19 protein-coding genes and 1 pseudogene are annotated in these 24,332 nt (G+C 72.7%); 14 read left to right on the top strand and 6 right to left on the bottom strand.

The window, feature by feature from the left end:
- Nucleotides 1-186 precede the first annotated feature (186 nt).
- The 4 genes from ACIQMJ_RS12165 (at nucleotide 187) to ACIQMJ_RS12150 (ending at nucleotide 8,307) form a co-directional block, all read left to right on the top strand.
- On the top strand, nucleotides 187-2,571 hold the full coding sequence (locus ACIQMJ_RS12165) for a ricin-type beta-trefoil lectin domain protein (RefSeq protein ID WP_499760989.1): 2,385 nt from the start codon (nucleotides 187-189) through the stop codon (nucleotides 2,569-2,571).
- Between the two features lie 107 nt (nucleotides 2,572-2,678).
- The gene (locus ACIQMJ_RS12160) at nucleotides 2,679-5,492 is read left to right on the top strand and encodes a carbohydrate-binding protein (RefSeq protein ID WP_499760988.1); all 2,814 of its coding nucleotides are present in this window, start codon (nucleotides 2,679-2,681) and stop codon (nucleotides 5,490-5,492) included.
- A gap of 28 nt (nucleotides 5,493-5,520) precedes the next feature.
- Nucleotides 5,521-7,218 carry a ThuA domain-containing protein gene (locus tag ACIQMJ_RS12155; protein WP_499760987.1) on the top strand — a complete coding sequence of 566 codons (1,698 nt, stop codon included), beginning with the start codon at nucleotides 5,521-5,523 and terminating at the stop codon, nucleotides 7,216-7,218.
- A gap of 153 nt (nucleotides 7,219-7,371) precedes the next feature.
- Nucleotides 7,372-8,307, top strand: coding sequence for a hypothetical protein (locus tag ACIQMJ_RS12150; protein WP_499760986.1), 936 nt, complete (start codon nucleotides 7,372-7,374; stop codon nucleotides 8,305-8,307).
- 323 nt (nucleotides 8,308-8,630) lie between these two features.
- On the opposite strand, the gene ACIQMJ_RS12145 is transcribed toward ACIQMJ_RS12150, so the two are convergent.
- Nucleotides 8,631-9,305: a TetR/AcrR family transcriptional regulator gene (locus tag ACIQMJ_RS12145; RefSeq protein WP_499760985.1), complete on the bottom strand. Its 675-nt coding sequence runs from the start codon at nucleotides 9,303-9,305 to the stop codon at nucleotides 8,631-8,633.
- A 116-nt stretch (nucleotides 9,306-9,421) separates the two neighbouring features.
- On the opposite strand from ACIQMJ_RS12145, the gene ACIQMJ_RS12140 reads away from it, so the two are divergent.
- From ACIQMJ_RS12140 to ACIQMJ_RS12125, 4 genes and pseudogenes are all read left to right on the top strand, one after another.
- Complete coding sequence (locus ACIQMJ_RS12140; RefSeq protein WP_499760984.1) at nucleotides 9,422-9,940, top strand: NAD(P)H-dependent flavin oxidoreductase; 519 nt, start codon at nucleotides 9,422-9,424, stop codon at nucleotides 9,938-9,940.
- Between the two features lie 117 nt (nucleotides 9,941-10,057).
- A pseudogene (locus ACIQMJ_RS12135) lies at nucleotides 10,058-11,148 on the top strand (choice-of-anchor B family protein); the annotation flags it as partial.
- Nucleotides 11,149-11,166: 18 nt separating this feature from the next.
- Entirely contained in the window at nucleotides 11,167-11,583 is a 417-nt protein-coding gene (locus ACIQMJ_RS12130) for a proprotein convertase P-domain-containing protein (protein ID WP_499761070.1), read from the top strand.
- Between the two features lie 278 nt (nucleotides 11,584-11,861).
- The gene (locus ACIQMJ_RS12125) at nucleotides 11,862-12,536 is read left to right on the top strand and encodes a DUF8832 domain-containing protein (protein ID WP_499760983.1); all 675 of its coding nucleotides are present in this window, start codon (nucleotides 11,862-11,864) and stop codon (nucleotides 12,534-12,536) included.
- Nucleotides 12,537-12,545: 9 nt separating this feature from the next.
- Here ACIQMJ_RS12125 and ACIQMJ_RS12120 read toward each other — a convergent pair whose 3' ends face one another.
- On the bottom strand, nucleotides 12,546-12,761 hold the full coding sequence (locus ACIQMJ_RS12120) for a hypothetical protein (protein ID WP_499760982.1): 216 nt from the start codon (nucleotides 12,759-12,761) through the stop codon (nucleotides 12,546-12,548).
- 165 nt (nucleotides 12,762-12,926) lie between these two features.
- Between ACIQMJ_RS12120 and ACIQMJ_RS12115 the strand changes: the two genes are divergently transcribed.
- Nucleotides 12,927-13,637 carry a methyltransferase domain-containing protein gene (locus ACIQMJ_RS12115; RefSeq protein ID WP_499760981.1) on the top strand — a complete coding sequence of 237 codons (711 nt, stop codon included), beginning with the start codon at nucleotides 12,927-12,929 and terminating at the stop codon, nucleotides 13,635-13,637.
- 13 nt (nucleotides 13,638-13,650) lie between these two features.
- On the opposite strand, the gene ACIQMJ_RS12110 is transcribed toward ACIQMJ_RS12115, so the two are convergent.
- Nucleotides 13,651-13,875 (bottom strand): hypothetical protein, encoded by a 225-nt coding sequence (locus tag ACIQMJ_RS12110; RefSeq protein ID WP_499760980.1) that lies wholly within the window; start codon nucleotides 13,873-13,875, stop codon nucleotides 13,651-13,653.
- A 141-nt stretch (nucleotides 13,876-14,016) separates the two neighbouring features.
- Entirely contained in the window at nucleotides 14,017-14,709 is a 693-nt protein-coding gene (locus ACIQMJ_RS12105; protein ID WP_499760979.1) for a PIG-L deacetylase family protein, read from the bottom strand.
- 362 nt (nucleotides 14,710-15,071) lie between these two features.
- Between ACIQMJ_RS12105 and ACIQMJ_RS12100 the strand changes: the two genes are divergently transcribed.
- Nucleotides 15,072-18,254 carry a LamG-like jellyroll fold domain-containing protein gene (locus ACIQMJ_RS12100; protein ID WP_499760978.1) on the top strand — a complete coding sequence of 1,061 codons (3,183 nt, stop codon included), beginning with the start codon at nucleotides 15,072-15,074 and terminating at the stop codon, nucleotides 18,252-18,254.
- A 155-nt stretch (nucleotides 18,255-18,409) separates the two neighbouring features.
- Nucleotides 18,410-21,229, top strand: a complete 2,820-nt coding sequence (locus tag ACIQMJ_RS12095) for a TIR domain-containing protein (protein ID WP_499760977.1) — start codon at nucleotides 18,410-18,412, stop codon at nucleotides 21,227-21,229.
- A 172-nt stretch (nucleotides 21,230-21,401) separates the two neighbouring features.
- Here the strand turns inward: ACIQMJ_RS12095 and ACIQMJ_RS12090 are convergent, their stop codons facing one another.
- Nucleotides 21,402-21,980, bottom strand: a complete 579-nt coding sequence (locus tag ACIQMJ_RS12090) for a ricin-type beta-trefoil lectin domain protein (RefSeq protein WP_499760976.1) — start codon at nucleotides 21,978-21,980, stop codon at nucleotides 21,402-21,404.
- A gap of 189 nt (nucleotides 21,981-22,169) precedes the next feature.
- On the opposite strand from ACIQMJ_RS12090, the gene ACIQMJ_RS12085 reads away from it, so the two are divergent.
- Nucleotides 22,170-23,057: an amidohydrolase family protein gene (locus ACIQMJ_RS12085; protein ID WP_499761069.1), complete on the top strand. Its 888-nt coding sequence runs from the start codon at nucleotides 22,170-22,172 to the stop codon at nucleotides 23,055-23,057.
- 45 nt (nucleotides 23,058-23,102) lie between these two features.
- The gene (locus ACIQMJ_RS12080) at nucleotides 23,103-23,249 is read left to right on the top strand and encodes a hypothetical protein (protein ID WP_499760975.1); all 147 of its coding nucleotides are present in this window, start codon (nucleotides 23,103-23,105) and stop codon (nucleotides 23,247-23,249) included.
- A 231-nt stretch (nucleotides 23,250-23,480) separates the two neighbouring features.
- On the opposite strand, the gene ACIQMJ_RS12075 is transcribed toward ACIQMJ_RS12080, so the two are convergent.
- Nucleotides 23,481-23,675, bottom strand: a complete 195-nt coding sequence (locus tag ACIQMJ_RS12075; RefSeq protein WP_499760974.1) for a hypothetical protein — start codon at nucleotides 23,673-23,675, stop codon at nucleotides 23,481-23,483.
- 72 nt (nucleotides 23,676-23,747) lie between these two features.
- On the opposite strand from ACIQMJ_RS12075, the gene ACIQMJ_RS12070 reads away from it, so the two are divergent.
- Entirely contained in the window at nucleotides 23,748-24,215 is a 468-nt protein-coding gene (locus ACIQMJ_RS12070; protein WP_499760973.1) for a lipase family protein, read from the top strand.
- Nucleotides 24,216-24,332: the final 117 nt, after the last annotated feature.

Here is a 24,332-nt window from a genome sequence, read left to right as displayed (position 1 = left end):
CGTTCGTCGTACTTTTGTCTTTCTTGAACACTCTTTCGTTGACTCCGTACAAAAGTGGTCTTACGGTCGGCTCGCCGGTGTGACCTGCGCTACAGACACCGGTCCCCGGAGCGTCCTGTGCTCCACCGAACCCCTTGCCGAGTCGAGTCCCCTGCTCACCGGCTTAGCTCAAGGGAGAACCCCGCCATGCCGTCCCCTGCCCGGCGTTCGCGGTGGCCTCGGGCCACCGTGCCGCTCGCCTCGGTCGCGCTGCTCGCGACCGCCTTGCTGTCCACCACCTCGTCCGCGCACGCGGCACCGCCGCCCCAAGAGCCGGGGGTCACGCTCCGGGTCTACGACATGCAGACCAGCCTGACCCAGCTGTGCACGCTCAAGCCCGGCCAGACGCCCAACGTCGACAAGCTGATGCCGACGGTCAACTGGACCGCCACCGGCGACTTCGGCCTCACCGACCACTTCGTCTCCGAGGTCACCGGCAACGTCAACATCACCGCGGCGGGCACCTACGCGTTCCGCCTCACCAGCGACGACGGCTCGCGCCTGCGCATCGACAACACCGTGGTGGTCGCGAACGACGGCCTGCACGGCCCGGTGGCCAAGGACGGCTCGATCGCGCTGACCTCGGGCTACCACGCGCTGCGGATCGAGCACTTCGACGACGGCGGCGGCCAGCAGCTGACCCTGGAGTGGCAGCCGCCCGGCGCGTCCGGCTTCACCGTCGTGCCCAACTCCGCGCTGAGCACCGACGCGGGCGTGGTCCGGGTGACCGCGCCCGGCCGCAAGGAGTGCGAGACCGGTGCCGACTCCCCGGGCGACGGCCTGCCGCTGACCGGCGTGCACCCGAACTACACGCTGACGAACCTGCGCCCGACCGGCTTCCAACCGCAGGTGTCGGGCATGGACTGGCTGCCCGACGGCCGGCTCGCCATCACCACGTGGGGCGGCAGCGACACCTCGGTCGGCGAGGTCCACCTGCTCAGCGGCGTCACCGGCGCCACCGACCCGTCGAAGGTCCGCACCCAGCGGATCGCCACCGGGTTGCGGGAGCCGATGGGCATCAAGTACGTCGACGGCAAGCTCTACGTGTCGGAGAAGCACCGGCTCACCGAGCTCAACGACACCAACGGCGACGGCGTGACCGACAACTACCGCGCGGTGGCGACCTGGCCGTTCGGCGGGAACTTCCACGAGTTCGCGTTCGGCATGCTCTACCGCGACGGCGCGTTCTACCTGAACCTGTCCGTGGCGATCAACCTCGGCGGCGCGACGACCGACCCGCAGCCCGCGCCCAACCGCGGCACCACGATCAAGGTGGACAAGGCCACCGGCGCGGTGTCCTACATCGCGGGCGGCCTGCGCACGCCCCACGGCATCGGCTGGGGCCCCGAGGGCGGCATCTTCGTCACCGACAACCAGGGCGGCTGGCTGCCGTCGTCCAAGCTCCTGCACATCAAGCAGGACCGGTTCTTCAACCACTACACCAACCCGGCCGGCCCGTTCGACAGCCGGGCCGTCACCGCGCCCGTGCTGTGGCTGCCGCAGAACGAGATCGCCAACTCGCCCAGCAACCCCGTCCAGCTCACCACCGGGCCGTTCGCCGGGCAGCTGCTGTTCGGCGACGTCACCTACGGCGGCCTGCAACGGGCGTACCTGGAGAAGGTCAACGGCGAGTACCAGGGCGCGGTGTTCCGCCACACCCAGGGCCTCGAAGCGGGCGTGAGCCGGATCAGCATCGGTCCGGACGGCGCGATCTACACCGGCGGCATCGGCGCGGGCGGCAACTGGGGGCAGGCGGGGAAGCTCTCGCACGGCTTGCAGAAGCTGACCCCGAACGGCGCCAACGCCTTCGACGTCCTGGCCATGCGCACCGTGGAGGGCGGCTTCGAGCTGGAGTACACCCAGCCGCTGTCCGCCACGACCGCGCAGAACCTCGCCGCGAAGTACCAGGCGACGCAGTGGCGCTACCACGCGACCTCGGCCTACGGCGGCCCGAAGATCGACCAGAAGACGCTGCCGGTGACCTCCGCGACGCTCTCCGCCGACCGGAAGAAGGTCGTGGTCAAGCTGTCCGGGTTGCAGACCGGGCGGGTGGTGCACCTGCGCTCGCCCAAGCCGTTCACCGCCGAATCCGGGCAGTCGCTGTGGAGCACCGAAGCCTGGTACACCCTCAACTCCGGGATCAACCTGCCGCGCACCGGCGAGATCCGCGGCATCGCCTCGAAGTGCGTCGACGTCGACAACGCGGGCACGGCGGACGGCACGAAGATCCAGCTGTGGACGTGCAACGGCACCAACGCCCAGCAGTGGACCGTGCCCGGTGACGGCACGCTCCGCGCGTACGGCAAGTGCCTGGACGTGCAGGGCGGCAACACGCCGAACGGCACCGTGACGCAGCTGTGGACGTGCAACGGCACCGCCGCCCAGCAGTGGACCGCCCAGGCCGACGGCACGCTGCGCAACCCGATGTCCGGCCGCTGCCTGGACGCCGCCGGCGTCAGCAGCGCCGACGGCACCGTGCTGCACATCTGGGACTGCCTCGCCGCCGTCAACCAGAAGTGGACCCTGCCCTGAGGTGACGGCGCCGAAGGGGGTCCGCCGGTCACACCCCCGACCGGCGGACCCCCGTTCGGCCACCCCCGCGCTCCCCGTTCGGACAGCGAAGTCTGGAAGGACCCGTCATGATCGGAAAACTCCGCGCGCCCACGTGCTTAGGCGCCGCCGCCTTGCTCCTGGTCGCCGCCGCCACGGCCACCACGCCGACCGCCGCGGCCCAGACCACCCCGCCCCGGGCCGCGGCCCCGGCGTTCCAACAGGTGACCCTCGCCAAGGGCGCGGCGGAGGTGGGCGAGCCCATGTCCATGACCGTGCTGCCCGACCGGTCGGTCCTGCACACCTCCCGCGACGGCACGGTCCGCCACACCGACGCCTCCGGCAACACCAAGGTCGCCGGCAAGCTCGCCGTCTACGCGCACGACGAAGAGGGCTTGCAGGGCATCGCGGCCGACCCGAACTTCACCGCCAACCGGCACGTCTACCTGTACTACGCGCCGCCACTGTCCACGCCGGCCGGTGACGCGCCCTCCGACGGCACCGACTTCACCGCCTGGAACGGGGTCAACCGGCTGTCCCGGTTCACCCTCAACGCCGACGGCACGCTCAACCAGGGCAGCGAGAAGGCCGTCCTGGACGTGCCGACCAGCCGGGGCATGTGCTGCCACGTCGGCGGTGACATCGACTTCGACGCCGCCGGGAACCTGTACCTGAGCACCGGCGACGACAGCAACCCGTTCGCCTCCGACGGCTACAGCCCGCTGGACGAGCGCGCCAACCGCAACCCGGCCTTCGACGCGCAGCGCACCAGCGCCAACAGCAACGACCTGCGCGGCAAGCTGCTGCGGATCAAGGTCAACGCGGACGGCGGCTACACCGTGCCTGCGGGCAACATGTTCGCGCCCGGCACCGCGGGCACCCGGCCCGAGATCTACGCCATGGGCTTCCGCAACCCGTTCCGGTTCACCGTGGACAAGGCGACCGGCGTGGTCTACCTCGGCGACTACGGCCCGGACGCGGGCACCACGAGCACCACCCGCGGCCCGGCCGGGCAGGTGGAGTTCAACCGCGTCACCGGTCCCGGCTTCTACGGCTGGCCCTACTGCACCGGGTCGAACACCACCGCCGAGACCTACAACGACCACGACTTCGCCACCGGCGTGTCCGGGGCCAAGTACACCTGCGCGGGCGGCGCGGTGAACGACTCGCCGCGCAACACCGGCCAGCGCACCCTCCAGGGCGCCAAACCTGCGTGGCTCAAGTACGACAACTGCTCGCTGGCCGCGTTCGGCTGCGGCAGCGAGTCGCCCATGGGCGGACCGGTCTACCGCTACAACCCGAACCTCAACTCGTCGGTGAAGTTCCCGCAGTCCTACGACGGGCACTTCTTCGCCACCGAGTTCGGCCGGCGCTGGATCAAGGACGTCGCGGTCAACGCCGACGGCAGCCCCGGCGCGATCACCGACTTCCCGTGGACCGGCACGCAGGTGATGGACTCGGCGTTCGGCCCGGACGGCGCGCTGTACGTGCTGGACTACGGCACGGGCTGGTTCGCGGGCGACGCGAACTCGGCGCTGTACCGGATCGAGCACGTGTCGGGCGGCTTCGCGCCCGTCGCCAAGGCCGCGGCCGACCGCTCCACCGGGCAGGCGCCGCTGACCGTGGCCTTCTCCTCGGCCGGCTCGTCGGACCCGGACGGCGACCCGATCACGTTCGCCTGGCGGTTCGGCGACGGCGGCACGTCCACGGCGGCCAACCCGCAGCACACCTACACCGCCAACGGCAGCTACACGGCCACGCTCACCGTCACCGACAGCACCGGGCGCACGGCCACCGCGAGCGTGCCGATCACGGTCGGCAACACGGCGCCGACCGTCACGCTCCACCTGCCGCAGCACGGGCAGCTGTTCTCGTTCGGCGACGCGGTGCCGTTCCGGATCACCGTCACCGACCCCGAGGACGGCGCGGTCGACTGCTCCCGGGTGAAGATCAGCTACATCCTCGGGCACGACTCGCACGGCCACAAGCTGACCGAGGCGACCGGGTGCTCCGGCACCGTGCAGACACCGCAGGACGGCGAGCACGACCCGAACGCCAACATCTTCGGCGTCTGGGACGCCGAGTACACCGACAACGGCGGCGCGACCACGCACACCCAGCACGTGACGCAGCCGAAGACCCGGCAGGCCGAGCACCACGGCACCTCCAGCGGCACGCAGGTCGTGGACCACGGCCCGGCGCACGGCGGCAAGACCGTCGGCCACATCGACAACGGCGACTGGATCGCGTTCCAGCCCTACGCGCTGTCCGACGCCACGTCGTTCACCGCGCGGGTGTCGTCGGCGGGTGCGGGCGGCACGATCGAGGTGCGCGCCGGGTCGGCGACCGGCACGCTGCTCGGCACCGCGACCGTGCCGGTGACCGGCGGCTGGGAGACGTTCACCGACGTCACCACCGCGTTGGCCAACCGGCCCGCCGGGACCACCACGCTGTACCTGGTGTTCAAGGGAGGGACGGGTTCCCTGTTCGACGTCGACGAGTTCACCTTCGCCACCGGCGCGCGCACGGGCCGGATCACCGGCATCGGCGGCAAGTGCGTGGACGTCAGCGGGGGCAGCACCGCCGACGGGGCCAAGGTCCAGCTGTGGACGTGCAACGGCACCGCGGCGCAGCAGTGGACCGCGTCGGCCGACTCGACGCTGCGCGCCCTGGGCAAGTGCCTGGACGTGAAGTCCGGCGGCACGGTCAACGGCACCGTCACGCAGCTGTGGACGTGCAACGGCAGCGGCGCCCAGCAGTGGGTGGCGCACCCGGACGGCACGCTGCGCAACCCCCAGTCCGGCCGCTGCCTCGACGCCGCGGGGGTGAGCAGCGCCGACGGCACGGTGCTGCACATCTGGGACTGCACCGCCGCCGCCAACCAGCAGTGGTCCGCGCTCTGACCGCCACCCACCCGACAAGGAGCAACCGATGACCCGACTGCGAACCGCGTTGGGGGCGATCACCGCAGCGGCGGTGATGGTCCTGGCCGCGGCGCCCGTCCCGGCGCCCGCGGCCGATCCCTCCTACGAGGTGCTGGTCTTCTCCAAGACCGCGGGGTTCCGGCACTCGTCCATCCCGAACGGCGTCCAGGCGATCCGCGACCTCGGAGCGGCCAACAACTTCACCGTCACCGCGACCGAGGACGCCGCGGCGTTCACCGGCGCGAACCTGGCCCAGTTCCGGGCGGTGGTGTTCCTGTCGACCACCGGTGACGTGCTCAACGACACCCAGCAGGCCGCGTTCGAGTCCTACGTGCGCGCGGGCGGCGGTTTCGTCGGCGTGCACGCCGCGTCGGACACCGAGTACGCGTGGCCGTTCTACGGCGCCCTCGTCGGCGGCTACTTCCACTCCCACCCGGCGATCCAGCAGGCCACGGTCCGGGTGGAGGACCGGGCGCACGCCTCGACCTCCCACCTCGGCGCGGACTGGGCGCGCACCGACGAGTGGTACAACTTCCAGGCCAACCCGCGGCCGAACGTCCACGTGCTGGCCCGCCTGGACGAGGGCACCTACTCGGGCGGGAACATGGGCGACCACCCGATCGCGTGGTGCCAGACCTACCAGGGCGGCCGTTCCTGGTACACCGCCGGCGGGCACACCGAGCAGGCGTTCGCCGAACCGGGCTTCCGCGCCCACCTGCTCGGCGGCATCCGCTACGCGGCCGGCATGACCGACGCCGACTGCCGGGCGGAGACCGGCTACTCGCCGCTGTTCAACGGCACGAGCACCAGCGGGTGGAGCCAGGCCGGTCCGGGCGGCTTCACCGTCGCCGACGGCACGCTCACCTCGCAGGGCGGCATGGGCCTGCTGTGGTACTCGGCCAAGGAGTTCCGGTCGTACTCGCTCAAGCTGGACTGGAAGCTCGCCGGCGACGACAACTCCGGCGTGTTCATCGGGTTCCCGCCCAGCAGCGACCCGTGGACGGCGGTGAACAACGGCTACGAGATCCAGATCGACGCCACCGACACGCCGGACCGGACCACCGGCGCGGTCTACGGCTACCGGTCGGCCGACATCGCGGCTCGCGACGCGGCGCTCAACCCGCCCGGCGAGTGGAACACGTTCGAACTGCTCGTGCAGGGCGAGCGGCTCCAGGTCTTCCTCAACGGGGCCAAGGTGAACGACTTCACCAACACCGACCCGAACCGCAGCCTGGTGCAGGGCCACATCGGCCTGCAGAACCACGGCACGGGTGACGACGCGTCGTTCCGCAACATCCGGGTGAAGGAGCTGACCACCGGCGCCCGGACCGGCCGGATCACCGGGATCGACGGCAAGTGCGTGGACGTGTCGAACGCGGGCACGGCGGACGGCACCAAGATCCAGCTGTGGACGTGCAACGGCACGACCGCCCAGCAGTGGACCGTGCCGGGTGACGGCACGCTCCGCGCCCTCGGCAAGTGCCTGGACGTGCAGGGCGGTGGCACGGCCAACGGCACGGTGACGCAGCTGTGGACGTGCAACGGCACGGGCGCGCAGCAGTGGGTCGCCCAGGCGGACGGCACGCTGCGCAACCCGCAGTCGGGTCGCTGCCTGGACGCGGCGGGCGTCAGCAGCGCGGACGGCACGGTGCTGCACATCTGGGACTGCCTCGCCGCCGTCAACCAGAAGTGGGTCCTGCCCTAGGCGGCGCTCGACGGGTGGGGTGACCGGCCGCGCGTCGGTCACCCCACCTCGTGCCCGTTGCGGCGGCACGGGGACCTCGTCGAGCCGGAAGGGGCGCAGGGTCGTTCCGCCGTCCCGGTGCGGGACACCGCCGGCGCGTGCCAGGATGCCCCGGTGCCACCTCGCGCGCGTGCCGTCGATCCCGGCCTGCTGGCCGAGTGGTGCGCGGAGCGACTGGGCAGCCCGCCGGCGGCCGAGCTGTTCAGGTCCGGGTTCCTGTCCGCCGTCATCGGGCTGCGGCTGGCCGACGGCCGTGAGGTCGTGGTCAAGGTTCGCCCGGACTCGCCGCGCGTGGCGGCGTGCGTGGAGGTGCAGCGCCGCCTGTTCGAGGCCGGTTACCCGTGTCCGCGGCCGCTCACCGGCGCCGCGCCGCTGGGCGGCGACGTCGCCACCGCGGAGGCCCACGTGCCCGGCGGTGCGGAGCTCCCGGGCGCGGAGCACGCGGCCGCGGCCTTCGCCGAGGCGTTCGCGTGGTTGATCCGGCTGGCTCCGCGGCCGGACGAGGTGCCCGCGCTCGACCCCGCGCCGTCGTGGGCCGACTGGGACCACGGCGGGGACGGGCCGTGGCCGGAGCCGGAGGGCGCCGACGTCGACCTCGACGGGGTGTCCGGCGCGGAGTGGATCGACGAGGCCGGGCGCCGCGCCCGTGACCGGCTGCGCGTCGGCGGGGCCGACCCCGTGATCGGTCACTGCGACTGGCTCGCCGGCAACCTGCGCTGGAGCGGCGACGAGCTGCTGGTGGTGCACGACTGGGACAGCGTGATCGCGGAGAGCGAAGCCGTCCTGGTCGGTTTCGCCGCCGCGCTGCACTCGACCGTCAGCGCGGACCGGTTGGCCACCGTCGAGGACACGCAGCGGTTCCTCGACGCCTACCACCGTGCGCGCGGTCGGGAGCTCCCCGCCGACGAGCTCGAGCGGTCGTGGGCGGCGGGCGTCTGGACCCGGGCCTGTGACGCCAAGTACCAGCACGCGGCCGGGCAGCCGATCACCTCGCTGTCGGAGGACGAGGCCCGCGAACGCCTCCGCCGGGCCGGCACGCGGCTGCCGTAGCCGACCACCGCGGAGCCTGCGGGACGGGGTCCGGACCATCGGTGCCGCGCACGCCCTGCTTCCACCTCGGCCCGCTCCAGAACGCGAGCTCGGTGAACTTCGTGCACGTCCTGGACGAGCAGGCGATGCACATCGGCGAGGTCGTCGCCGAGGCGGTCAAGCGCGGCGCGTGCCACGTCGAACCGAGCGTCGAAGCCGAGGACGCCTGGGTGGCCTCGATCCGCGCGAAAGCGCCCGACCAATACCGGATCCAGGCCGAGTGCGCCCCCGGCCACTACAACGGTCGACGGCGTCGGCGCCGTGGTGCGGCTGTCGTGACCTCTTCAGGGGCGTGTGGTCGGGGCCTGCCAGAGGGCCGTGATCACGTCGACCAGGCCGTTCGCCGCCTCGTCCCACGTCGTGCGCACGGTGGCGACCCGGTCGGCGAGGGCGCGTTCCCGCTCGGCGCACACGTGCATCATGAGGTTGCGGACCATGTCGCCGCGCTCGGCCCGGACGTCGGCGGGCAGGTCGGGCAGGCAGCGGCCGATCCCGTCCAGCACCTGGCGCAGCGACGGCGTGGCCAGCGCCTCCTCGGCCATCACGGCGCGGAAGGCGGGGTCGGTCAGCGCCTGCGCGGCGAACCGGGCGAACCACGTGGGGTCGCCGAGCGAGGCGAGGTGCGCGGTGACGGGGCGCACCAGGCAGTCGACCCAGTCCCGCACGTCCGCCGACCCGTCGACGGCGGCCACCATCCGGCGGCGCAACGCCTCGACGTGGTCGACGTGCCTGCGCACGATCGCGCGCACCAGGTCGTGCTTGGTGCCGAAGTGGTACCCGACGGCGGCGTTGTTGCCCTGCCCGGCGGCGGCGCTGATCCGGCGGTTGGACACCGCGTACAGCCCCCGTTCGGCGAACAGCCGTTCGGCCGTGGCGAGGATGTGCAGGCGGGTCGCGTCGACGGCCTTGGCCCTGCGGTCCACCGCGGTCGTTGCCGCGCCGCTCGGCTCCTGCTCCACGCGGCACCTCGATTCCCGTCGGTCCGGCGTCGGCCCACAGTGAAGCCACCGGCCCCCGCTAAGTCAAGTGATTGATTGAACTGTCATCCACCACCTCCGTCGACGAAGGCGCAACCATGACCAGCGCACTCACCAGTCCAGAGGCGCCGGAGGCACCCAAGGCGAACACCGTCATCGCCGTGCTCGCCTCCGGCGGGTTCACCGACGGCCGGGGCCTGGTCGCCGCGCTCGCGCTGGGCGCGGAGGGCGTGTCGATGGGGACGCGGTTCCTGTGCACGGTGGAGTCGCCGGTGCACCGGCGGGTCAAGGAGCAGATCGTGGCCAACGGCGAGCTGGACACCGAGCTGATCTTCCGCCCGCTGCGCAACACCGCGCGGGTGGCCGGCAACTCGGTGAGCCGCAAGGTGGTGGAAATCCTGGCCGACGGCGGCGAGTTCCCGGACGTGCGGGACCTGGTCGCGGGCTCCCGCGGTCGCCGCGTGTTCGAGGAGGGGGACCTGGAGGCGGGCATCTGGAGCGTCGGCCTGGCGCAGGGCCTGATCGACGACATCCCGACGGTCCGCGAAGTCGTGGAGCGCACCGTGGCCGAAGCGGAGGCCCTGATCACCGGACGCCTCACCACCCTGACGGCCTGACCCGACCGCTCCCCGCGCATCGCAGACGATCGGGGGGTTCAAGCGGGTGTCCGCTGCTCCTACCGTCGAAGGCACACGGAAACCCTGTCCCCGGCCGCTGCGGCGATCCGGGCCTTCATGGCCGACCACCTGCCCGCCGAACGGCACGCCGTGGTCGGCGCCGCGGCCGGTGTGCCGTGCGTGAACGGCAAGGCCGACATCTACCCCTGCAAGAACGTGGACCTGCTCAGCGTGCTGCCCCTGGCGTCCATGGGCGGCGGCAACGGCAACGACATCTGGGGCTGGACCGACCCGTCCTCCGGCAAGGAGTACGCCATCGTCGGCCGCACCAACGGCACCGCGTTCGTCGACGTCAGCACGCCCACCTCGCCCCGGTACCTGGGCAACCTGCCGTCCAACGGCGGCAGCAGCAGCTGGCGCGACATGAAGGTGTACCGGGACCACGCGTTCATCGTGGCCGACGCGATCAGCGGCCACGGCATGCAGGTGTTCGACCTGACCCGGCTGCGCGCGGTCACCTCGCCGCAGACGTTCACGGCCGACGCGCTCTACAAGGAGTTCGGCCCGGCGCACAACATCGCCATCAACGAGGAGACCGGTTTCGCCTACGCGATCGGGTCCAACACGTGCAGCGGCGGACCGCACGTCGTCGACATCCGGACCCCGAAGTCGCCGACCCGGGCCGGCTGCGTGTCCCAGGACGGCTACACCCACGACACGCAGTGCGTGGTCTACCGGGGCCCGGACGCGGCCTACCGCGGCAGGGAGATCTGCTTCAACGCCAACGAGGACACGTTGACGATCGTCGACGTGACCACGAAGAGCGCACCGGTGCAGATCTCGCGCTCGGCCTACTCCGGCGCGCAGTACTCGCACCAGGGCTGGCTGACCGGGACCAGCGGTACTTCCTGCTGGACGACGAGCTGGACGAGTCGCGCGGCACCGACCAGCGCACCAAGACCTACATCTGGGACCTGGCCGACCTGCGCGCCCCCGTGCACACCGGTATCCACCACTCGCCGGCCACCGCCATCGACCACAACCAGTACGTCAAGGGCGATCACACCTACCAGGCCAACTACCAGGCGGGGCTGCGCATCCTCGACGTCCGCGACGTCGCCTCGGCGCGGCTGACCGAGGTCGGGTACTTCGACATCTACCCGGCGGGTGACGCGGCCAAGTTCAACGGGGCCTGGAGCAACTACCCGTACTTCGCCAGCGGCATCGTGCTCGTCAACGGCATCGAGCAGGGCCTGGTGGTGGTCAAGCCCACGCTCGGCGACGTCGGACCGCCGCCGGACGGCAGGTTCGAGAACACCGCCGACGTGGCGATCCCGGACAACGGCGCGGCGGTGACGTCCGACGTGACCGTGACCGGTGTCGCGGGCAACGCCCCGGTGGCGTTGCGGGTGGGCGTCGACATCAAGCACACCTACCGGGGTGACCTCGTTCTCGACCTCGTCGCACCGGACGGGACCGCGTACCGGCTCAAGGGATCGAGCTCGGACTCGGCAGACAACGTGCTCACCACCTACGCGGTGAACGCGTCGGCGGAGGTGGCCAACGGCGTCTGGAAGCTGCGGGCGCAGGACGTCTACAGCGCAGACACCGGCTACATCGACGCCTGGAGCCTGCAGTTCTGAGCCGACCGCGCGTGGTGGGCGACGCCGCCCACCGCGCGCCGGGCGGTCTTCCCGCCGGACGTGAGGAGTGGCGATGCGCGGACTGCGCCCCACCGACTGGGTGTTCATCGTGGTGGCGGTCGCGATCGTGGTGGCGGGCGGCCTGACGTTGTTCCGCGGCACGCCCGCGCCCGCGCACCCCGCGCACCAGGGCGGCACGCCGGCCGGCGTGCCGCCCTGGTGCGCACAGCGACGGCCTGTCCGACACCGAGAGCGGCTACCGGTTCGACCCGGTCACCGTGCCGTCCGCGCGCGGACCGGCCGTGCCGGTGGCGTTCCGCGTCCTCGGGCCGGACGGGCGGCCGCGGACCCGTTTCCTGGACGACCGGGCCAAGCAGGTGCACTTCTTCGTCGTCCGCGACGACATGCACGTCTTCCAGCACGTGCACCCGGAGCTGGTCGGCGACACCTGGCACACCACGATCGCGCTGGACGACGGCGGCGCGTACCGGATGTTCGCCGAGTTCGTCCCGCCCGACACCGCCGACCCCCGCCACCCGGTGGTGCTCGGCGTCCCGTTCAGCGTGCCCGGCGACACCGCGCTCGTGCCGGTGCCCGCGCCCGCGGCCGACGCGGTGACCCCCACCGGGTACGCGGTGACGCGCCTGGACGAGCCGGCCCGACCCGCGCCGCTGCGACCGCGGACGCTGCGCTTCGCCATCCGCGCCCCGGACGGCTCCCCGGTCACGGCGCTCGAACCGCACCTGGGCGCGCACGGGCACATGACCGGTTTCCACACCATGCTGCTGTCGGCCACGCACCTGCACCCCGTGCAACCGCTGGGCGTGCCGCTGGTCGACGGCGAGCTGACGTTCCGGGCCGCGTTCGCCGACCGCGGCGAGTACCGGCTGTTCCTGGAGTTCGCGCACGGCGGTGTCGTGCACACCGCCGCCCTCACCGTCGCCGTGGCGTGACCGGGGCCGTCAGGCGTCGATCCGCAACCGGTCGAGCCGGTGGTGCGCGAGGTGGTACAGCATCTCGGTGAGCGAGTCCCGGGCCACCTGCCCTTCGAGGTCGCGGCGGGCCGCGAGCACGGTGCCGGACAGCACCTCCCGGGGCAGCACGCCGTCGAACTCGGCGGTCAGCGCGGAGAGCGCGTCCCGGCAGTGCCGGTCGGGCTGGTCGAGTCGAGTGGTCAAGGCAGGCTCCCACGTCCGCGGTTCCCCTCCAGGATGCGACGACCGCCCACCGGTCCACCTGACGACTGGCTGACGATGTGACGCACCCGACGGTCGACCGGACACCGGGCGGGTGCCCGGAAAATCCGTCGCCCGGCCCGCGCGTCCCGTCCTACAGTCGCCGGAATGGATCCGAGCACTTTCGCCGTTCCCCACACCCTCGCCAACCTGGAGTCGTTGCTGCCGCCACCCCCGGCCCGCGTCCTGGAGGCCGGGTGCGGCCGCGGCGCGCTGGCCGCCGCCCTGGCCGAGCTGGGCTACGACGTCACCGGGGTGGACCGTGACGCCGACCAGGCCGCCGCGGCCCGGGAACGCGGCGTGACCGTCATCGAGGCTGACGTCCGCGACGTGTCCGGCGAGTACGACGTGGTGCTGTTCACCCGTTCCCTGCACCACGCCGACGACCTGGACGGCATCCTGGCCCACGCCCGCACGCTGCTCGCCCCGGGCGGGCAGCTCGTCGTCGAGGAGTTCGCCTGGGACCTCGTGGACCAGGCGGCGGCCGACTTCCTCTACGACAGCGGCGCGCTGCTGGTCGCCGCCGGCCTGCTCGACGCCGAGATCCCGTCCGGCGACCTGCTCGACTCCTGGGTCGCCGGCCACGACTTCCTGCACCGGGGCTCCGCCATGCTCACCGCCCTCGACCGCGTGGGCTCGGACCTGACCGTGGTCGAGACGTCCATGCTGTGGCGCCTGGTCAGCGGACGCGGCGGCACCTGGACCGAGCCCTCCTCCAGGGTGGCCGACGTCCTCGACGCCGTCCGCCGCGCCGAGGAGCGCCGCATCGCCGCCGGCACGCTCCCGGCCGTCGGCGTCCTCGCCTCCGTCCGCCGGTGACGCGGGGAGCCCGTCAACCCGGGTTCCGCTCGCGAGCGGAGGAGAACGCGATCGACGCCCGGCACACGTGGCTGGTGCCGTTGTCCTCGCAGTAGGACTCGCAGGCGGAGCAGCCCGCGCTCATCCCTCCCGGCGTGGGAAGGTCGACCGGCGTGATGACCCGGAGGACCTGGTCGCGCCGGAACGCAGGGTCGCGCGGTGTGCCCGCAACAATGCGGAACTCGGCTTTGTCGGCCATTCTCGCTCGGCGAGGTGCCCGGGTCCGAAATCGACTCGGAACCTCCTCGCGGAACGCGTCGCCGCCATCCCGCTCCCGGCCCTGCTTGCGATGGCGGAGGAGCGCACCGCGCCGGCGGGCCGCGGCGACGCCCCGGACGCCTCAGGGCCGTCCCGCCCCGCCGGTCGTCACCGCCGCGACCGGCGGGGCGGTCAGGCGTTGGCGGACGACCTCGAACGGTTCCACCGCCGGGTGGCCGCTCAGCCAGCCGAACCACGCGTCCTTGAGCGCCAGGTGGTCCTGTTGCAGGTAGGGGCGGTCGGCTTGGCTGCGGTGCATCGCGATGGCGCGCTGCCGCACGCGGGCCAGGTGCTCGGTGATCGGGTGGAACGCCGTCGGCGTGAACGACTGACCGCTGCTCGGCGTGCGGTACCAGCACAGGCTGACCCCCGACCGGCGCAGCGCGGCGCGCACGATGGCGCTCGTGGCGCGGTGGTCCTGGTGGCTGTCGTCGGGGTGCGGTGCGAGGACGACGTCCGCCGCGTCGACGTGCTCCTCCAGCCAGCGCACGCGGGCTCGCGTGACGTCCAGGCAGCCGTCGTGGCCGGACGGGTCGGCGACGAGGTCGCCGCCCAGCGCCACCGCCGCCGCCTTGGCCTCGGCGGACCGGACCTCGTCCACGCCGGTCATCAGGGCGATGGTCACCCGGTGGCCGGCGGCGGCGTAGGCGGCGAGCAGGCAACCGGCGCCGTACTCGGCGTCATCCGCGTGCGGCGACACCCCGACGACGTTCAGCGGTCCGAACGAGGGCGGCTCGGGCAGTGCGGCCGCTCTCGGGTGAGAACGTTCTGACATTCGGAATTTCGCTCGCTTTCCGGTCGGGGTGGCCACCGACATCGGGAGGTACCGTACTCCTCGTCCCCCGTGTGACTGACTCACCGAATCGGGCGATATGTCCGATGAAAAAGCGCGCGCGAATGGTGAACCGTGCCGTTCCCATTCCCGATCGGGTACTCGTCCGGGTGAGTCGCACGCGGGCTCTGAGCGTTCGACGCGGAGGTCTGGTCGGCCGGGTGGTCCGAACCTTTGTGCGAGGTTGAGCGGTCCAGGTATGAGAGCGCTCCCAAGCGTGGAGCTTCTTGTTGTGTTTTGCGGAAGTCTGTGGATAGATGAACGGCGTTGTGATGGGCCTCATAGTCGAGCCCGAGGAGAGTTCCATGCCCCCTGCCGCCAGACGGCTCCCCGCCCTGCTCTTGGCACTCCTGCTCACCCCCGTCCTCGCCCTGCCCGCCTCCGCCGCCGCGCCACCCGCGCACGGCCTCAAGGGCGAGTACTTCCGCATGTCCGCACCCGGCGCGCGCGACTTCGCCCAGCTCGGCGGCGCCACGCTGGACCCGAACGTCGACTTCGCCGACCTGACCGGGACGTTCAGCCAGCTCACCGGTCGCACCGAGCACACCACGGCCCGGTGGACCGGCAGCCTCACCGCGCCCACCACCGGCGACTACACCTTCCACGCCATCGGCGACAACGGCTTCCGCCTGTTCCTGGACGGCGCGCCGGTCATCGACCACTGGGTCGGCGACTGGGACGTCGAGCAGCACAGCGCGCCGGTCCACCTGGTCGCGGGCGAGCGGCACGACTTCCGGATGGAGCTGTTCCAGGACGTGGGCGGCGCGAACCTGCGCCTGCGCTGGTCCACCCCGACGCTGGCCAGGCAGCCGGTGCCGGAGACCGCGTTCCTCCCGCCCGCCGACTTCCCGGTCTACCCGGTCGGCCTGACCGTGTCACCGGACGGGCGCGCCCTGGAAGCCGCCTTCGACCAGCCGGTGACCGCGCTCGGTGACCTGAAGTCGCACCTCAAGGTCGAGGTCGACACCGTGCCGTTCCCGATCGGGTCCGCCGCCGTCGACCGCCGCGACCGCACCAAGGTGGTCGTCGAGCTCGGCGCGACGGTCCAGAAGCCGCAACGCGTCCGCGTCACCTACGACGGCAACGGCGGCCTCGTCGTGGGCGCGGAGACCGTGCCGCAGGTCATCCGCACCGCGACCAACACCTCCACCCGGCGGCTGAAGACCGAGTGGGGCGAGGCCCTGGACCGGAACAACCCGCTGCCCGAGTACCCGCGCCCGCAGCAGGAACGCGACCGGTGGCTGAACCTCAACGGCCAGTGGGAGTTCTCGGCCGCCACCGAGGGGCAGCAGCCCGCGTTCGGCCGCGCCCTGCCCGAGCGGATCACCGTGCCGTTCCCGGTGGAGTCCCAGCTGTCCGGCCTGGAGCGCCACGAGGACCACATGTTCTACCGCCGCCACTTCGAGGTGCCGCGCGACTGGCGCGTCGGCCGGGGTCAGCGGCTCAAGCTCAACTTCGGCGCGGTCGACCACCACGCCCGGGTGTGGGTGGACGGCACGCTCGTCGCCGAGCACACCGGCGGCTACACCGCCTTCACCGCCGACGTCACCGACGCGCTGCGCGGCGGCGGTCGCCACGAGCTGATCGTCGCCGTCACCGACACCACCGGCGACAACCAGCCGATCGGCAAGCAGTCCCGCAACCCCGGCGGCATCGTCTACACGCCGTCCTCGGGCATCTGGCAGACCGTGTGGCTGGAACCCGTGCCGGACAAGGCGATCGACGACGTGAAGACCACGCCGGACATCACCGGCGGCACGCTCGCCGTGCGCGTGTCGTCCTCGACGGCGTCGCCGAACGCCGAGGTCACCGCCACCGCCCGGGACCACCGGGGCAAGAAGGTCGGCACGGTCACCGGCAAGCCCAACGCCGACCTCACCCTGCCGGTGCCGAACCCGCACCTGTGGAGCCCGGACGACCCGTACCTGTACGACCTGGAAGTGTCCCTCGTGGACGGTCGCAGCCGGGACGAGGTGGAGAGCTACTTCGGCATGCGCTCGATCGGCGTGGAGACCGTCGCGGGCTTCCCGAAGCTCGTCCTCAACGGCGAGCCGGTGTTCTCGCTGGCCATGCTGGACCAGGGCTTCTGGCCCGACGGCCTGAACACCGCGCCCAGCGACGAGGCGCTGGCGTGGGACATCGAGGCGCAGAAGGACCTCGGCTTCAACGCGCTGCGCAAGCACATCAAGGTCGAGCCCGCCCGCTGGTACTACCACGCCGACAAGCTCGGCATGCTGGTGTGGCAGGACTTCGTGAACGTCAACGTCACGAACGAGACCGGGCAGCAGGCGTTCCTGACCGAGGGCCGCCGCGCCATGGAGCAGCTGCACGACTCGCCCGCCGTCATCGGCTGGATCGTGTTCAACGAGGGCTGGGGCGAGTGGAACCGGGAGGAGACCGGCCGGATCACCGAGTCGGTCAAGGCCGCGGACCCGTCCCGGGTCGTCAACGCGCACAGCGGCGTCAACTGCTGCGCGTCGAAGGGCGACTCGGGCAAGGGTGACGTGATCGACCACCACGACTACAACAACACCGACCCGGCGTGGCCGGACGCCACCCGCGTCGCGATGGACGGCGAGCACGGCGGGTTCACCCTGCGCACGCCCGGCCACCAGTGGCCCGGCGCGCCGGCCGTGATCTACAGCGGCGTGGCCGACAAGGCGGCGCTGACCGCGAAGTACGTGTCGAACACGGAGACCTTCTACCTCGACGCGGCCGGCGCGGAGCTGTCCGGCTCGGTCTACACGCAGATCACCGACGTGGAGACCGAGCTGAACGGCCTGTGGACCTACGACCGGCGGGAGATCAAGGTCGACCCCGGTCCGGTGCGCGAGATCAACCGGAGGGTGATCGCGGCCGGCGCGGCGGCGGCCGAGCGCACCTACGACGGCCAGGGGTCGTGGTCGCTGGACGGCAACGGCGACGACACGAGCGGCGCGGCGAACCCGGTGTCGCTCAAGGGCGACGCGGCGTGGGCGACCGGCGTGCGCGGGCAGGCGTTAAGGTTCGACGGCGACGGCGACCACGCCGAGACCGCCGGACCGGTGCTCGACACCACCGGCTCCTACTCGGTGTCGGCGTGGGTGGCGATGGACTCGCTGCCCGGCAACTACGCCACCGCGGTGAGCCAGGACGGCCGGCGCGTGGAGAACCCGTTCTACCTCCAGTACGGGCAGGGCAGGTGGGCGTTCAGCGTGCCGGGCGGCAGGCGGGCCGCGGTGGCCGCCACCCCCGAGCTCGGCCGCTGGTACCACCTGGTCGGCGTGCGCGACGAGGCGGCGGGCGAGACGCGCCTGTACGTCGACGGCGTGCGGGTGGCCGCGATCCCGATCGGGCCGGACGAGGTGAGCACCGGGCCGTTGGCCATCGGCCGCGCCAAGTACGCCGGTGTGCGCGGCGACTTCTGGCACGGCTCGGTCGACGAGGTCCGCGCCGTCGACCGCGCCCTGTCCGACGCGGAGGTGGCCCAGCAGTACGCCGCCCGCTAGACCGGGTGCACGCGGGGCCGCGGGACGACCGTCCCGCGGCCCCGCGCGCGTTCTGCCCGGGGGACGTCCGAGCTGCGGTGCGGATTCCTCATCCGAACGAGTGATCCCAGGGCGAAGTCCGGAGCGGTGCGGCCCGGTTTCGGCATGCTCCGGGCGTGGCCCTGTCCGAGCGTGGCGCCGCCGGGCGCAAGGCGTACGACGCGTTCATCTCCTACAGCCACGCGCGCGACCGCGCCATCGCGGTCGCGGTGCAGCGGGGGCTGCACCGGCTGGCGCGGCCGTGGTACCGGCCCCGGGCCCTGCGGGTGTTCCGGGACGAGACCAGCCTGTCCGCGTCACCGCACCTGTGGACGTCGATCGAGCAGGCGTTGGCGGGCTCCCGGTTCTTCCTGCTGATGGCCTCGCCGGAGGCCGCCGCGTCACCCTGGGTGCGGCGGGAGGTCCGCTACTGGCAGGAGCACCGCGACCAGACGACGTTCCTGGTCGTGGTCACCTCGGGCGAGGTGGCGTGGTCGGGCGACGACTTCGACTGGGAGCGCACCACCGCGCTGCCCCCTCAGCTCAGCGGCTGGTTCCGGGAGGAACCGCTGTGGATCACGCTCGACCAGGACCGGTCCGCCGACGACACCCGGCTCTCCCTGCGCAACGCGGGGTTCCGCGCGGCGGTGTGCCGGCTCGCCGCCCCCGTGCACGGCCGCCCGCCCGACGAGCTGGACGGCGAGGACGTGCGCCGGTTCCGGGTGGCGAGCCGGTTGCGGCGGGCGGCGGTGGCGGCGTTGAGCCTGCTGCTGGTGGCGGCCGTCGTGCTGGGCCTGGTGGCGGTGCGGCAGCGTGCCGTCGCCATCGGGGAGCGCGACCGCGCCGAGCGCCAGCTGCGGATCGCGTCGGCGCGGGCGCTCGCCGCCGAGGCGGACGGGCTGGCGGCGCGGGACCCGGTCCTCGCCGCGCGCCTGGCCGTGACCGCCTACCGGCTCGACGCCTCGCCCCAGGTGCTCGCCTCGCTGATGCGCGCCGTCGACCGGCACCGCCACGAGGTGCGGTTCCTCGAACGGGAACCGGCCACCACGGGCAGCGCCGGCCGCGCCTTCCCGGACGGGCGCGCGGGCGACGTCGAGATCAGCCCCGACGGCCGGCTCGTCGCCGTCGGCAGCCACTCGACCGGCGAGGTGCGGCTGTGGGACGTCGCGACGGGCGACCTCGCGGCGACGCTGCGCACGGACCTGCGCACCGGCAGCCGGCAGTCGGTGCGGTCGACGTTCAGCCCGGACGGCGAGCGGGTGGTCGTCACGGCGGGCGAGGGCTTCGAGGTCTGGCACGTGGCCGAGCGGCGGCGGCTGCTGGCGCGCCGGTCCCCGGACGGCCACCAGGCGACGCTGACCCGCGCGGACGGCGGCGCGGTCGGCTTCCTCGAACTGGCGCTGACCGGCGTGGTCGTCAGCGCCCACGTCACCGCCACCGACCGCGCCGACGCGCCGTTCGAGAAGATCGCGGACGGACCGGCCGCCGAGCGGGCGCTCCTGGAGGTCGTCGGGGGACCGGAGGCGGTCGCGGCCGACGCGGTCATGCCGGACGCGGTGGAGACCGGTGTCGCGGCGGGCGCGCACCGCGTCACCGTGCTGTCGGCCGAGTCGCGCGTGGAGACCTGGGACGTGGCCGGTCGCCGGGAGGTCGCCTCGCGGCAGCTCTCCGGCACCACGGGCCGGTGGTCGGCGTTGGACACGTCCGACGACGGCACCACGGTCGTGGTCGGTGACGACCGGGGGCAGCTCGTGGTGCTGGACGGCGACCTGACCCGCGAGTGGCCGCTGGGCCGGCTGCCGAACACGAGCAGCTACGTCGACGTCAGCCGCGACGGGGCGCTGGCCGCGGTCTCCGACATCGCGGGCAACGTCCTGCTGCTCCGGCCGCACGAGGACCGCCGGTTCGACGTGCTGCCCGGCACGGGTGGCCGCACCGGACCGGAGGGGCGCGCCGAGGACCAGTGGCTGGTGCCGAGCCCGGACGGGCGGTGGTTGCTCGTCCACCGGACCCGCGCCACCGAGCTGTGGCGGCTCGACGACCGCCGGCTCGTCGCCGAGTACCCCGCCGACGACGACCGCAGCCCGCTCGGCGCGCCGATGCCCTTCACCGCGGACAGCCGCACGTTCGCCGTGGCGAGCGGGGGACGGGTGGTGGCCCGCGACGTCGACACCCTGCGGGAGGTCGCCTCGGAGCCCGGTTCGCCGGACCCCGTGGAGCAGGCCGCGGCGTTCGCCCGCGTGCTGGGGGAGGAGCGCGTGGTCGTGCGCACCCTCGCGGACCGGGGCAACGAAGTCGTCGTCGTCGGTCCGCGCGGTGAGCGCTCGCTGGTCACCGCCGCCGCCGTCACGCAGGGACCGCGCGGCCACGTCACGGTCGTCGCGGACCACGACGGCGACCAGCGCGTGCGCGTGTGGGACCTCCGGGACGGCTCCGCCCGCGAGCGGGCCGGCTTCGACTACCGCGCCGAACCCGCGGTCGTCGCCGCGAGCCCGGCCGCCGACCGCGTGGTGATCAGCGGCTCCGGGCCGGAAGCGGAGGTGGTCGACCTCGCGACCGCCGCTCGGACCCGGCTCGGCGGCGGCAGCGGTCCGGCCGCCTGGCTGCTGACCGAGTACGGCTTCCTCGGCGGCACCGACCTGCTGGTCCAGCACACGACGCCGCACCGCGACGCCAACGACTTCCGCAACCGGCTGCTGGTGTGGCACACCGGCACGGGCACCCTGCTCGGCGAGTGGCCCGAGCCGATCCGGCTGCGCGTGCCGGGGCAGCAGCCCTACCACGTGGCGGTCGCGGGCGACCACACCGCGCTGACCGTGCGACCGGACGGCTCGATCGCCGCCTGGCACGTCCACCCGGACGCGTGGGCCCGGAGCCTGTGCGGCACGTTCGGCGACCTCGACGAGGACCAGCGCCGGCTCCACCAACCGGAAGGCGGTCGCGGACCGGTGTGCTGAGAAATTCGCGCCCGGAATTCCGAGGCGTTTCCGCTCGTGGCGTGAAAAAGAGCGGAACTCCTGGTGGAGCGGTGGTCGGGGGCCTGCTCCACCAGGAGTTCCCATCCTCCGGCTCGGATTCAACGTCCGGTGGACGGGACGGCTCTCGAGCGGAGGGGATGGCGGGTGCGGGTCAGTCCCGGGCGGCCGGCCGGTGGCCGCCGCCGTGGGCGCGGCCCTTCTGGTCCGGCCACACGCGGGTGAGCGTGAAGAGCTGGTTCAGGTACGGGCCTTCGTTGAGGACGTGCAGGACGTTGCCGACCACGCCGAGCGGCTGGCCCGCCTCGGGGGAGATCGCGAGCGTCTGGTCACCGGCCGGACGGATGATGAACGCGTCCTCGATCCCGGTCCGGTGCAGGACCCACCTCGTCTCCCACTTGTACCCGGCGGGCAGGGTGGTGTCGTCGGGCGACAGGACCACGGGGGTCCGGAAGAGCTCGTAGGTCGGGACGGACTTCGCGGCGAGGAGCCGGCCCGTCTTGTCGTTCTTGATCTGGACCGTCCCGTCGCTCTGCTGCTCGATGATCCAGACCTCACCCGGCCAGTTGTTGTCGTCGTGGTCGTCGAAGAGGAAGCACACTCCCGGAGCCCCGGCGAAGCCCTGGGTGTTCAGGTGCTGGCCGGTGTAGGCGTGGTCGATGTGGACGGGGGTTCCGCGCAACGCCTCCTGGGGGCTGATGCGCTGCGGCGCGATCTCGGCGGTGGTCGCCATTGTTCGACCCTTTCGTCGTCGGGGTGGATCGGACATTTGCAGCATTGTCCGGACATCCGGTCGTCGAAAAGGCGTACGGGGCTTTACCGCCCTTTCGGGAGCCGTCGTTCACCCGCCCGTTTTTATCGCCTTCGGTTTCCTCGATTGTTGGTGACAAATTTCGCTGGTGGTGCCATCCTGAATAGCGTGATCAGGATCGACGCGCACCACCACCTCTGGCGGCCGCAGCCGGGACCGCCCGTCACGTCCGGCCCGACGCGTCGCCCGCACGGCTGGCTGGACGGCCCCGGGCTCACGGCCATCCGGCGGGACTTCACCCTCGACGACCTGGCCGCCGCGGCCGCGAGCGCCGACGTCGGGCGCACGGTCCTGGTCCAGGTGCTGCCGGACGTCGAGGAGACCGCGGAGTTCCTGGCGCTGGCCGGGACCGACCCGCACGGCCTGGTCGCCGGTGTCGTCGGGTGGGTGGACCTCACCGACGAGCGGGTGGGCGACACGCTGGCCGCCCTGCGCGCCGGCCCCGGTGGCGAGCTGCTCGTCGGCGTGCGCCACCTCGTGCAGGGCGAGGCGGACGACGCCTGGCTCACCCGGCCCGACGTGCGCCGGGGGCTGCGCGCGGTCGCGTCGGCCGGGCTGGTCTACGACCTGCTCACGGTGCCGCGCCAGTTGCCCGCCGCGATCGACACCGTCCGGGCCCTGCCGGAGCTGGCGTTCGTGCTGGACCACCTGTCCAAGCCGCCGATCGCCTCGGGTGCGCGCGAACCCTGGGCGTCGCTGGTCCGCGGGCTGGCCGCCGAGCCGAACGTCGTGTGCAAGCTCTCCGGCATGGTCACCGAAGCCGACCACCGCTCCTGGACCGTCGCCGACCTGCGGCCGTACACCGACGTGGTGCTCGACGCCTTCGGCCCGCGACGGCTGATGTTCGGCTCGGACTGGCCGGTGTGCCTGCTCGCCGCCCCCTACGACCGGGTCGTGGCGGCAGCCGAGGAGCTGACCGCCGGTCTGACCGCCGACGACCGCGCCCACGTTTTCGGCGGCACCGCCACCCGCACCTACCGCCTCGGCGACACCCGCTGAACCGGAACGCGACCGCCACGCGCGCGGGCGCGGCACACTGGCGGTATGGATGCCGGTCTGTGGGTGGCCGCGATCGCCACCGCCCTGGTTCTGCTGACGCTCGTCGTCCTCGCCGTCCGGGACCGCTTCTCGCCCGGTCACCCCGACGACGAGCCCGGACCCGAGAGCTCGGGCGGTGGTGGCGGCGGCTGATCCGGCCCGCCGCCGGCGAGCCGTTCGGGCGGGTGCGTGGGGTGAACAGCGGGCGCGAGCGGTGGCGTGGCCCCGGTCGGTGCAGGTAGGCACAGCACGGGAGGGCGTGGTCGTCCCGTGCCGTGACCGCCTCCGTGAGGACGAGCCGATGTCTGCGCCGACGCTGAACCACCGCGCCACCGGGTACGACGCCCGCCAGGCTTACCGCATGGCCAAGGCGGCCGAGCCGGCCTACCAGGACCGCGAGCGGATCGAGGCGATCGCCGCCGAGTGGGGCTTCGACCGGGTGCGCCACCACCACTCGACGGTCAGCCCGCCGTTCGCGCTCAGCGACACCCAGGCGTACACCATGGGCAGCCCGACCATGGTGGTCACCGCGTTCCGCGGCACCGAGCCGGTCCAGCTGCGCGACTGGCTGTCGGACACGACCACCCGCCGTGGCCGGGCCCGGCGCGCACCGGCCTGGTCCACTACGGCTTCGCCGAGGCCCTGCGCGCGGTGTTCCCGTCCGTGCTCTCGGCCATCGAGGAACTGCACGACGGGGAGCAGACGATCTGGTTCACCGGGCACAGCCTCGGTGGCGCGCCGGCGATGCCGGCCGCCGCCTGGCTGCACTTCGAGGACCCCGAGCTCTCCGCGCAGGGCGTCTACACCTTCGGCCAACCCCGCACGTGCGACGACGCCCTCGCCAGGGCCTACGACGAAGCCTTGCGGGGCCGCACGTTCCGGGTCGTCAACAACAACGACGTCGTCGCCCAAGTGCCGCCCGAGCCGGTGTTCCGCCACGTCAAGTCGTTGCGCTACATCGACTCCGGCGGCAAGGTCCACGAGTCCGTGCCCGCGGTCTCCGAGCTGCTCGACCGCGGCAAGGGCCTGACCGCCGACCCGTTCGCCCCCGCCGGTGACGGCATCCGCGACCACTCCATGAAAGCCTACGTCGCCGCCCCGGAGAAGAACCTGCCCTGACCCGCGCGCCCGCGCCTCGGGAGCGGCACTCCGGATAGCGCTTTCCGCTTCCGTCCCCGAACGACCGAAAAGGGCGATACGTCGCCATCGTCGAACGTGTTCGACGGACCGGCCCAT

The sequence above is a fragment of the Actinosynnema sp. NPDC091369 genome, assembly GCF_044757065.1.
Taxonomy (GTDB): Bacteria; Actinomycetota; Actinomycetes; order Mycobacteriales; family Pseudonocardiaceae; genus Actinosynnema.
The sequence above is the reverse complement of the archived record's forward strand: the minus strand, read 5'-3'. Positions and strand labels throughout refer to the sequence as shown.

What these genes read in the sequence shown, in the direction of transcription:
- ACIQMJ_RS12105 (WP_499760979.1), bottom strand. Translation starts at nt 14,709, where the DNA reads ATGTCAGAACGTTCTCACCCGAGAGCGGCCGCACTGCCCGAGCCGCCC.
- ACIQMJ_RS12140 (WP_499760984.1), top strand. Translation starts at nt 9,422, where the DNA reads ATGACCAGCGCACTCACCAGTCCAGAGGCGCCGGAGGCACCCAAGGCG.
- ACIQMJ_RS12155 (WP_499760987.1), top strand. Translation starts at nt 5,521, where the DNA reads ATGACCCGACTGCGAACCGCGTTGGGGGCGATCACCGCAGCGGCGGTG.
- ACIQMJ_RS12160 (WP_499760988.1), top strand. Translation starts at nt 2,679, where the DNA reads ATGATCGGAAAACTCCGCGCGCCCACGTGCTTAGGCGCCGCCGCCTTG.
- ACIQMJ_RS12080 (WP_499760975.1), top strand. Translation starts at nt 23,103, where the DNA reads ATGGATGCCGGTCTGTGGGTGGCCGCGATCGCCACCGCCCTGGTTCTG.
- ACIQMJ_RS12165 (WP_499760989.1), top strand. Translation starts at nt 187, where the DNA reads ATGCCGTCCCCTGCCCGGCGTTCGCGGTGGCCTCGGGCCACCGTGCCG.
- ACIQMJ_RS12110 (WP_499760980.1), bottom strand. Translation starts at nt 13,875, where the DNA reads ATGGCCGACAAAGCCGAGTTCCGCATTGTTGCGGGCACACCGCGCGAC.
- ACIQMJ_RS12100 (WP_499760978.1), top strand. Translation starts at nt 15,072, where the DNA reads ATGCCCCCTGCCGCCAGACGGCTCCCCGCCCTGCTCTTGGCACTCCTG.
- ACIQMJ_RS12115 (WP_499760981.1), top strand. Translation starts at nt 12,927, where the DNA reads ATGGATCCGAGCACTTTCGCCGTTCCCCACACCCTCGCCAACCTGGAG.
- ACIQMJ_RS12090 (WP_499760976.1), bottom strand. Translation starts at nt 21,980, where the DNA reads ATGGCGACCACCGCCGAGATCGCGCCGCAGCGCATCAGCCCCCAGGAG.